The organism is Streptomyces sp. NPDC097981 (genome assembly GCF_040302565.1).
Taxonomy (GTDB): Bacteria; Actinomycetota; Actinomycetes; order Streptomycetales; family Streptomycetaceae; genus Streptomyces.
Genome location: NZ_JBEORW010000107.1, coordinates 1 through 8,789, shown reverse-complemented (window position 1 = coordinate 8,789; position 8,789 = coordinate 1). Strand labels below are relative to the sequence as shown.

Genomic DNA, 8,789 nt, shown 5'->3' with positions numbered 1-8,789 from the left:
TCAGGTCACGTCCGTCCGGCGGCAGCGCTTGCTGCGTGCCCGGCCGGGCGGTCGACAGATCAACGCCAGGACACCCACGGGGTCAGTCGTAAGCAAGAGTCAGACCGCCTCGGCCGGGACTACCCGATCCTTGCGGGATCCGGTGCGAAAAGACTGACAGTCGAACGAGTCGCCGACCGAGCCCATGGACGCCTGGATCCCGGCCCTGACCAGGCGTGTTGTGAGCTTCACGGATGTGTATTGACAGCCGTGGTCCGCATGATGAATGAGCTCACCGGGCGCGACTTCGCGGCTGGCCAGGGCGTATTCCAGCGTGGTCAGGACCAGATCGGCGTCGGCGCGGGCGGAGGTTTCCCAGGCCACTACCCGGCGGGAGAATGCGTCGCGGATGGCGGAGAGCCACAGTGGACCCTTCTCGGTCGCGATCATGGTCAGGTCGGTGACCCACAGCCGGTTCGGCCGGTCTGCGGTGAAGTCGCGTTGGACCAGGTCAGGGGCCAGATCCGCGTTCGGGTCACGCTGGGTGAAGCTCTTGCCCCGGCGGGGCTGATTCCGGCGAGGCCGGCCTGGCGCATGAGCCGTTCGACGCGCTTGCGGCCGACGTGGACGCCCTCACGTTTGAGGACGGCGTGCACGCGGGGGGAGCCGTAGATCAATGCCGGGAAGCGTAGCTTGATCATGTCGTGGGTTCGGTCGGGTGTGGGGTGGCGGTCGCGGTGGGTTGGCCTGGGATGATTTCGATCCCGTACTCCACGATTCTCCTGCTGTGGCTGTCTGGCCCGACGGGTTTCGATGGGTAGATGGCGTTGGGCCGCTTCACTGCCCGGGGGCAGACACGCAGGCGCCTTTCAGCCGGGTGCAGGTTCGCCATCAGCGTGGCGGTCATCTCTTCGAGGTGGGTAGTGATGCGGGCTGTGGTGCGGATCAGGGTGTCTCTGGCGACGGTCAGGGCGATGGTGAAGGAGAGCCGGTCGGCATCGAGGCCGTGGTCGGCAGCGGTGGTCGTTATGGTGCGGCGGATCGCCTGGTGGGTGACGAGGTACGCCCAGATCTCCTGGTTGACCAGCGCCGGTGTCTTCGATCGTAGGACGGCGCGTGGCCCGCGCTGGGTGATCTTCAAGTCCCGGAATTGGAGCTCAGATTCCCACCGTTGGGGATACAGGGCGGCGAGCTCGTCGGCCGGGTAGGCCACATGGTCCAGCAAGGTGGTGATGAGCCGGTAGGGCTCACGACGACGCGAGCCGTCGGCGGCCTCGATGACGACCGCCATCTCGATCACACGGACCCGCACCGAGCGGGGCCTGCCCGCCAGGGCTTTCCAGATGTTCTTGTGTGCGTGACGGGTCGCGAGCCAGGAGCCGTCGGGCAGGATCTCATCGGGCACCAGCAGCACGGCCGCCGAGATCCGCCAGAGCAGATGCGTCCCGCAGGCCGCGGCGTCGACCCACAGCAGCCAGCCCGGGAACCCCCGGTCGGCCAGCACCAGCATCCCCGGGCGCATGCGGTCCAGCAAGCGCCGTGTCAGGTCCTGTTCGCCCACCCGGCGGACGTCGAATGCAGCCCCGAGCAGTGCCCGGGTCCCGCACTCGATCAATGCGACCAGGTGGACCTGGGGGAACGCTGCGACACGCCGCTGATTACGGGTCCGGCCGAACACCGCATTCACTGCGGTGTCGGCGACCTCGAGATACGTACCGTCCACCGAAGCCAGCCGAAGTCCCCGCCAGAACACCCCCGGCATCGTGGCCGTGCCGACGGGCCCGGCGATCCGTTCGAACAGCAACCGGAACGGCTCCGGGCCCAGAGTGAGGCGGCGCTGCCTCAGCGCCGAGGAGGAGACCTGCTGGCCACGAGCGGCCAGGCGCACGGTCCCGCCGGCCAGCTTCGACAGCACCGACCGGTAGCCGTCTCTCGGGAACAGCGTCAACGCGAACACGAAGAACACGCACGTCAACGCAGAGAGCTTCCCGTCACTACGCCGATCACCGCGGCCGGCAGCCGCCAGCGCATCGGCGACCATCCGCCGTGTCACAACCTGGCGCAACACCCCCAACTGCCCCGTCGCGCGCGCCGGTCCCTCTATGCCAGACTGCCAGGACAACGATGCTCCTGTTCTGAACAAACCGATCGTGGTAGATCGCTCGTTCTACAGGAGCTCGCTGTGTTCAGGGCCCGAACCCACGAGATGATCAAGCTACGCTTCCCGGCATTGAGCCGTAGATCCCGCCGGACTCGTCGTGGACCTGGCGGATCCTGCTGGTCAGCTCGGCGTCCCGGCGGCTCCGTTCGCACGGCTCGGTCTCGGCCTGGCGCCAGCGGTAGTAGGTGGAGGAGGGGATGGAAAGTTCCCGGAGTACGGGCTCGACCCCCAGGTGCGGGTGCTCGTCGAGGAGCGCGGTCACCTGGGCCGGGTCGGGTCGAGCTGGGCCGCGAAAAAAGCCGAGGCTGTCCGAAGGACCTCGTTCGCCCGCTTGAGCTGGGCATTCTCCTTCCGCAGAGCGGCAAGCTCCTCCCGCTCGGCGGTGGTGAGCATGTCGTCGCGTTCACCGGCATCGGCCTCGGCCTGACGGATCCAGTTGCGCAGGGCCTCGTGGTGCACGCCGAGCTCCTCGGCCATGCGGCGGATCACGGGCTTCGGCTCGGCAGTCCGGTACATCCGGACCGCACGCTCACGCAACTCCAGCGGGTATTTCCTCGGTGCAGGCATCGTCTGGGCTCCTCTCATGAGACCCATCTGACCCTCTGTCACCTTTCCCCGCATCTCGGGGGAACCTCACAAGCTCACCAAGAACAACCTCTGCCGCGAGGCCGAGGTCAACCGGGCCACGATGAACCGAGCCACCGACGTGCTTGCCGATTGAGACGACCGCATCGGCCAGAGCCCTACAGGTCATACGTACGTGCTTGCTTGTCAGCCACCTGCGACGCCTCAACGCGCGAACTCGGGGGCCTTCTCCGTGGGCAACGTGCGCATTGTTCGAAGCGGTGACAGGAAGTTGGGAATGGCACTCAGTGTCATACCGGCTGCACCAATCCACAAAGTGCCTGCCGCTCCGAACACAGAGCCCGAGGCTCCACCCAAAAGTCCACCGAGAGGAATGCCACCCCAGGAAACAAATCGAGATGTTGCGCTCATCCGACCCAGAAGCCGATCCGGCGTAAGGGCCTGTTGGAAGCTTGACTGAGTCACCACGCGGACGACTCCACCCAGCGACAGAGCCGCGAGTCCGATCGCAGCCGCATACACGCTCCAACCCGTTCGCGCCAACGGCATGAGCACGGTCAACGGACAGGTAACCAGCGACGCGAGCCAGATGACCGGCCCTTGCCCGACCCGCTTGGAGACTCTGGTTGCCAACAGTGCGCCCAGCAAGGCACCACAACCCATTCCCGACAAAATGAGGCCGATACCAAACGACTGGAGACCTATCTCCCGCTCCAAAAATACCAGCAACATGGTCTGGTACATGACCAGGAAGAGGTTGAATATCGCATCCCCCAGCATGATTGCACGGAGGGCAGGGTACTTGATGACGAACTTCAGCCCCTCCTTGATCTCTCGAGCCAATTTAGGGTGATCACTCGACTCAGGCTTCTTTTCGTGTTTGCGGATGGTGATCGCGAGCAGTCCCGACATAGCCATCCCGGCCGAACTCGCCAAAAGCGTTGCAGGAGCTCCAACCAGACCGACCAGCGGCCCTGCCACCGCCGGCCCGCTGATACTGGTCACCGAGCGTATGGCCGACAGTTTTGAGTTTCCTTCCACGAGATTGCTGCGTCCCACCAAGTGCGGGAGATAGCTGACGTATGCAACATCGAAGAAGACAGTCAACACTCCATGAACCATGGCGACTGCATAGAGCCACCAGATGGTGAGAAGGCCCGCCCACCAGGCCACCGGAACCGTCAAGAGGAGCAGCGCGCGAGCGAGATCAGTGCTGATCATCACCGCTCGCTTTCGCATCCGGTCCACCCACGCGCCTGCCGGCAAACCGACCAGGAGCGATCCTGCCGAAGTCATCGCGGTCAGTAAGCCCACCTGGAACTCGTCGGCATGCAATGCCGCGATGGCAACCAGAGGCAAGGCCAGAAAGATGATGCGGTCACCCAACTGACCGAGCGCAGTGGCAGCAAACAATCGTCCGAAGTCCCGATTACGCAAGAGACCGAGCCGGGAGGATTTTGCCATGGAATACCCAACTGTCGAATTTGCGATGTCTCTCTAATGGCTTCAATGACTACGGACGATCGACTCCGAATTCGTAGACCACTTCCCGGCGCACGTCCGGAATGACCATGTCGGCCGTTTCCACCGGACGTCCGTCCGTGTCGAAGATGGTCCGCTCGATCTGAAGCACGAGGTCCCCCATGCTGATCCCCAGGAGGTTCGCCTGGACCTGGGTGGCACGGGCTGGGCGCGGTACCTCGACCACAGTCGAGATGACCACGCCAATGGAACGCATGCGCTCGGCCACCCCCTTTCCCGCCAGGGGACCCATCTCGGGCAGCACAATCGGCGTTCCATCCGTGATAGCTATCGGTTCCCAGGATTCGGAAAGCTGGACGGGTTGCCCGTCGGCGAGGAACTCGTAATGCGTGTAGACGCAGAGGTCCCCGGGGCTGATGGCGAGCCGCTCGGCGATTGGCTCGGGGGCGGCGACGCGCACCTGACTGTGTGAATCCCAGGCGTCGGCCCTGCCCTGCTCCCTCCTGTCCTGCCAGGAAAGAGAACCCTCCCGGCGTTCGCGGTGCCGCGAGCGGACCAGCCGCAGGCGCTCTCGAGGCATGCGGACGTAGGTGCCCGAGCCGGCGCGGCCTTCGAGGAGACCCTCGGTGATCAAACGGTCCATGGCCCTCTGCACGACGTTGCGTCCGACCCCGTACTCCACAGCGAGCCGTGCCCGGGACGGCAGGCGCTCCCCGATCTCCCACTCTCCCGCGAGAATCCGTGCGCGCAGCACGTCGGCCACTGCGAGGTACGGCGCCTCTCGGGGCATGGATGATCCTCCGGTTGTCCTGTTCTGCGGCAGCTGGGCATTCCCAGCGGGCGTTGGCAAGTTACTGCACCAGGAAAAAGCTGCTGGAGTAGAAATACGCTCTGAGCTCAGGCGCCTACGGAGGTGGTCGGCAAGCAGACCAACTCGACCTGCTGACCGGCTGTCGGCCACCAAGGCGTGGACCCGGCGTGCCGGTGCGGGGGAAACAGTCCGGCAGGACGACCAACTTCTGTTGGCTCAGCGGATGCACGTGGCTGGAGGAAACCGAGAACTCCTGGTAGTCGTGCACGGGCGGATGGTGATGTAACGAACCGTTACGGCGCCACCTGTGACTGAGTGCCGCATCTGGCGGCGATGGACAACTTCGATGCTCAACTCGGTGCCGTTCGGGGCCGCCCCCGCGTGCCAGGGCGGCCCCGCTCACCGTTCAGGCGAGGCGGTCGGTGACGTAGGCCTCGATGGCGTCGCGCTGGAACGCCGCCAGGCCAGGTGCGATCGCCTCGTAGGCGGCGTGCCACGCGGGGTTGTCGACGCAGGACCGACCGATCTCCAGGTACTCCTCAGCCGTGGCCGGGCGCAGGGCCGCCAGGGCCTGGTACTGGGCGTCGATCTCGGTCTGCACCGGTTCAGCGTCGGCCGGGTGGCCCGTGGTCATGAGTTCGGCCAGGCGGATCATCTGTGCGGTGCGCTCGCGCTGTCCGGCCTCGACGTCCTGCGGGCTCATGGCGGCGACGCGGTGGGCGACCTGTTCGGCGTGCTCGGGGAAGTCGCGCAGGCTGTCCTGGTACTGGTCGGGCTGGACGCCGTCGAAGAGGTTTTCGGGGCGGTTGATGGTCATGGAGGTGCCGTCCTTCCTGGACTGCTCCAGTTCGGCGATCGTGCGGGAGACGGTGGCGGCCAGGGCCTCGAGCCGGTCCCGTTCGGCGAGGAGGCGCCGGTGGTGACCGCGCAGGGCTTCCACCTCGTCGACCTGCTCGGCCAGGATCCGGCCGATGTCCTCCAGCCCCAGGTCCAGGGCACGCAGGACTAGGATCTGCTGCAGGAGCAGCAGCTGACGCTCGCCGTAGTAGCGGTGGCCATTGGCCCCGGTCCTGGCGGGCGGCAGCAGGCCGATCTCGTCGTAGTGCCTTAGGGTCCGGGCGGTCACGCCCGACATCCGGGCCACCTCCGCGATCGGCCAGTCCATCACCCTCACCCCTCACGATCACCTCACCGGGCCGGTCTCTCCGGCCCTGGTCACGACCGTAGAAGCTGCCGCAGCGGCAACCACAAGCCCTCACGAAGCACGACTCGCCCCCCGTGCACTGGGGGCGGCGGCTCCCTACCGGCCAACTTCAATGCACAGCCCGACAGATCCAGTGCTCATCCGCCATCCATAGTGCTCCTTGCCTTGTTGGCGGGTTGATTCCGGTCCTTCGTACGATCGGGAAACCCGGGGGCCTGGGTGTGGCTACGCCCTCATGCCGTAGGTGTGGCTTTGGCTGATTGGCCGCCCAGTGCCCCGCGACGACACGGCCATTCATTGGGATGAGCGAACCAAGATCGCTTCGTAAGAGCTTGCCGAGAAACAAGTCGTTGCTTCCCAGAATGAGCGTCGTTGACGTGGTACGACCAATGCGATCAGCCAGCGGCGGACAGCCTGTGCCACCAGTGCCCGCACCCGCCAGAACAGAAGCGATCACGGCGCCGTCCGTCGGCGATCGCGAGTACCGCGATCAGCAGCCGGAACGCATTGCGGCGTTCGTCGAGAGGCGCGAGCCCGGCGATCTTCCCGAGGTGAAGGTCGATCCGACCACGTGTGATGAGCACCGCAGGTGTATGCGTCGAGCGCAGTCCGGCACGGCGGATGCTCTCTGGGCCGTCTTCGGTCACGGCACGCGCCTGGACCCAGTGATGGCGCAGAAACAACAACGTCTCTGACTGCTCCTCCGGACCCAGCCCGTCGAACCATTCGGTGCCCTGTGACATCGGGCGCAGACCTTGGGCGAGCTCGTTGAGTATCACGTCGCGCTCGGTCATGACTGCCTCCCGCTGGACAGGCGGCGCTCCGCCGCGGAGATCAGAATGCCGAGCAGCACCGCAAGATCGGCCGCGCCCTCTACGTCGTCAGCCCAGCGGGTGTTCTGTAGCGGGTGCACCTGGTCGAGCGGGACACCTTCGCGGGCCAGGACGAAGGCCATCGCCAGCATGGCCGCGCGGGCGTTGCCGTCCTCGAACGGATGAAAGAAGAGGACGTCGAGGTAGGTTCGGGGCGGCGCGTGAGGGGAGGGGCAGATTCGGCTGAACGCTCTCGGACAGACAGCCCTCGAACTGCTCACGTGTGTCCGGCGTGAGGCCGTAGCGCTCCCGTCCGCCCTTTGCGAAGGCCGGCACGGTACGGAAGCCGACAGAGTCGCGGCGCAGCACGGTCCGCTGCCAGTTCGCCATACGGGAGAAGGTCAGCGGCCTGCCCTGCTCCGCGTCTGCGAGGGCCAGGTCGAGAGCGGTCAGGACTTGCGCGGTTCCCTGGGGGTCGCGGCCGCCGCGCGTTGCCGTGAAGAAGTCCCGGAAGCCGTCACGAGCTGATGCTCCTGAGATGGGGCGCTCGCCGCTCCAGTGCGGCCAGGCGATCCCTGTACGGATGCGCAGCCAGTCGGCGAGAGCATCCCTCTGGTGGCCGGGCCCGGAGGTCATCGGTGCCCGCCCACGGTCCGGGCGAAGCGGGAACTCACCGCCTCGACCACCGTGGCGTCCGGCACGATCCAACTGCCGAACCGGCCGCCGACCGCGCTCTCGACTATCTCCCGGGCGCGCTCCTCGTCGATGCCGTTGTAGGCGAGGAACCATTCGAGGACCTGCATGCAGTGCCCGTACCAGCCGCTCTCGGCCTGAGTCCGGTCGGCCACCACGGTGACCAACCGCGTGCACGCCCGTTCCCAATGCCAGGGATCCACCACGGACCCCGCTGAGTGCGACGGCGGCGCGAGGGCCGCAAAGCGCTCCGCCAGATCCTCCAACCAGTCACGCCATTCACGCATCGCCGCGACGACCAGCGGGGCGGTCGCTTCCGCCGTCGTCACGGAATGCGAAGTGCAGCACCACACGCCGACGATCCCACCGTCGATGTCACCCTCACCCATTGACCAATTCCACCCGCAGGCCCACCGGCCGTACCGGTCCACCAGGAACTCGGTGACAGGGTCCAGCGAGCGTCGACGGTGCTCGTCAGCAGCTTCGGGGTTGGGCAGCAGGGGCACGACAAGAGCAGTCAACGTCTTCGCCGCATCCTCGTCCAGCTCGAACGGATGCCGCAGCGGATCCACTTCCGCCCAGGTCAGGGTGTGTGCCCACAGCTCAGTCATGACGCCACTCTGCCGTGCGCGGCCGGTCGAACTCCAACCCAATACCGACCAGGCGCCTCAGGCAACTGCGCATGACGGTGAAACCGGCCGTCGTCCCGCGGACGGAAGGGCTCTGGCGGGAGCTCACAGAACCCCCGTGGAGCCGTTCCCCACCGCGCGTACGCTGACCGTGCTGCGGGCGTGACCGCATTCCCCGCCCGGCCAACCCTCAAGGACTTCACGTGAGTACGTCATTCCCCTTCCTGCAGGGCTGGATGGACAAGACCCCGCAGAATCACCCGCTGGCCGACCTGATCACCGAGGCCACCAGGAACAACCAGGCATCGCCTCAAATCGACCGACGACCCTGCTGAACACTAAGGGTTGTCCCGTAACTGCTGGTCACGGGTGAGATGATCTTGGTGTGGCTAGTGTGATTACGGCGTCTGAGCCGTCCTGGATAGCCCCGTTC

The 8,789-nt window shown here is 66.0% G+C and carries 12 protein-coding genes; 1 reads left to right on the top strand and 11 read right to left on the bottom strand.

Going from position 1 to position 8,789, the window contains the following annotated elements; all coding sequences use genetic code 11:
* Nucleotides 1-99: 99 nt before the first annotated feature.
* The 11 genes from ABTY04_RS39610 to ABTY04_RS39560 form a co-directional block, all read right to left on the bottom strand.
* Nucleotides 100-489, bottom strand: a complete 390-nt coding sequence (locus ABTY04_RS39610; RefSeq protein WP_352218285.1) for a DDE-type integrase/transposase/recombinase — start codon at nt 487-489, stop codon at nt 100-102.
* Nucleotides 432-680 carry an IS3 family transposase gene (locus tag ABTY04_RS41400; protein ID WP_502996823.1) on the bottom strand — a complete coding sequence of 83 codons (249 nt, stop codon included), beginning with the start codon at nt 678-680 and terminating at the stop codon, nt 432-434. Before ABTY04_RS41400 ends, ABTY04_RS39610 begins: the two co-directional genes overlap by 58 nt.
* Nucleotides 677-2,047: an IS4 family transposase gene (locus ABTY04_RS39600; RefSeq protein ID WP_352218284.1), complete on the bottom strand. Its 1,371-nt coding sequence runs from the start codon at nt 2,045-2,047 to the stop codon at nt 677-679. The genes ABTY04_RS41400 and ABTY04_RS39600 overlap by 4 nt, the downstream gene beginning before the upstream one ends.
* A 142-nt stretch (nt 2,048-2,189) precedes the next feature.
* Nucleotides 2,190-2,402 carry a hypothetical protein gene (locus ABTY04_RS39595; protein ID WP_352218283.1) on the bottom strand — a complete coding sequence of 71 codons (213 nt, stop codon included), beginning with the start codon at nt 2,400-2,402 and terminating at the stop codon, nt 2,190-2,192.
* The gene (locus ABTY04_RS39590; RefSeq protein WP_158104026.1) at nt 2,399-2,707 is read right to left on the bottom strand and encodes a transposase; all 309 of its coding nucleotides are present in this window, start codon (nt 2,705-2,707) and stop codon (nt 2,399-2,401) included. Before ABTY04_RS39590 ends, ABTY04_RS39595 begins: the two co-directional genes overlap by 4 nt.
* 222 nt (nt 2,708-2,929) lie before the next feature.
* The gene (locus ABTY04_RS39585) at nt 2,930-4,189 is read right to left on the bottom strand and encodes an MFS transporter (protein WP_352218282.1); all 1,260 of its coding nucleotides are present in this window, start codon (nt 4,187-4,189) and stop codon (nt 2,930-2,932) included.
* 49 nt (nt 4,190-4,238) lie between these two features.
* The gene (locus ABTY04_RS39580; protein WP_352218281.1) at nt 4,239-4,997 is read right to left on the bottom strand and encodes a GntR family transcriptional regulator; all 759 of its coding nucleotides are present in this window, start codon (nt 4,995-4,997) and stop codon (nt 4,239-4,241) included.
* A gap of 427 nt (nt 4,998-5,424) precedes the next feature.
* Nucleotides 5,425-6,183, bottom strand: coding sequence for a MerR family transcriptional regulator (locus ABTY04_RS39575; RefSeq protein WP_352218280.1), 759 nt, complete (start codon nt 6,181-6,183; stop codon nt 5,425-5,427).
* Between the two features lie 434 nt (nt 6,184-6,617).
* Entirely contained in the window at nt 6,618-7,016 is a 399-nt protein-coding gene (locus ABTY04_RS39570; RefSeq protein WP_352218279.1) for a DUF5958 family protein, read from the bottom strand.
* Nucleotides 7,013-7,315, bottom strand: coding sequence for a hypothetical protein (locus ABTY04_RS39565; RefSeq protein WP_352218278.1), 303 nt, complete (start codon nt 7,313-7,315; stop codon nt 7,013-7,015). The genes ABTY04_RS39570 and ABTY04_RS39565 overlap by 4 nt, the downstream gene beginning before the upstream one ends.
* A 351-nt stretch (nt 7,316-7,666) precedes the next feature.
* The gene (locus ABTY04_RS39560) at nt 7,667-8,338 is read right to left on the bottom strand and encodes a hypothetical protein (RefSeq protein ID WP_352218277.1); all 672 of its coding nucleotides are present in this window, start codon (nt 8,336-8,338) and stop codon (nt 7,667-7,669) included.
* Between the two features lie 221 nt (nt 8,339-8,559).
* On the opposite strand from ABTY04_RS39560, the gene ABTY04_RS39555 reads away from it, so the two are divergent.
* Nucleotides 8,560-8,691 carry a hypothetical protein gene (locus ABTY04_RS39555; protein WP_352218276.1) on the top strand — a complete coding sequence of 44 codons (132 nt, stop codon included), beginning with the start codon at nt 8,560-8,562 and terminating at the stop codon, nt 8,689-8,691.
* Nucleotides 8,692-8,789: the final 98 nt, after the last annotated feature.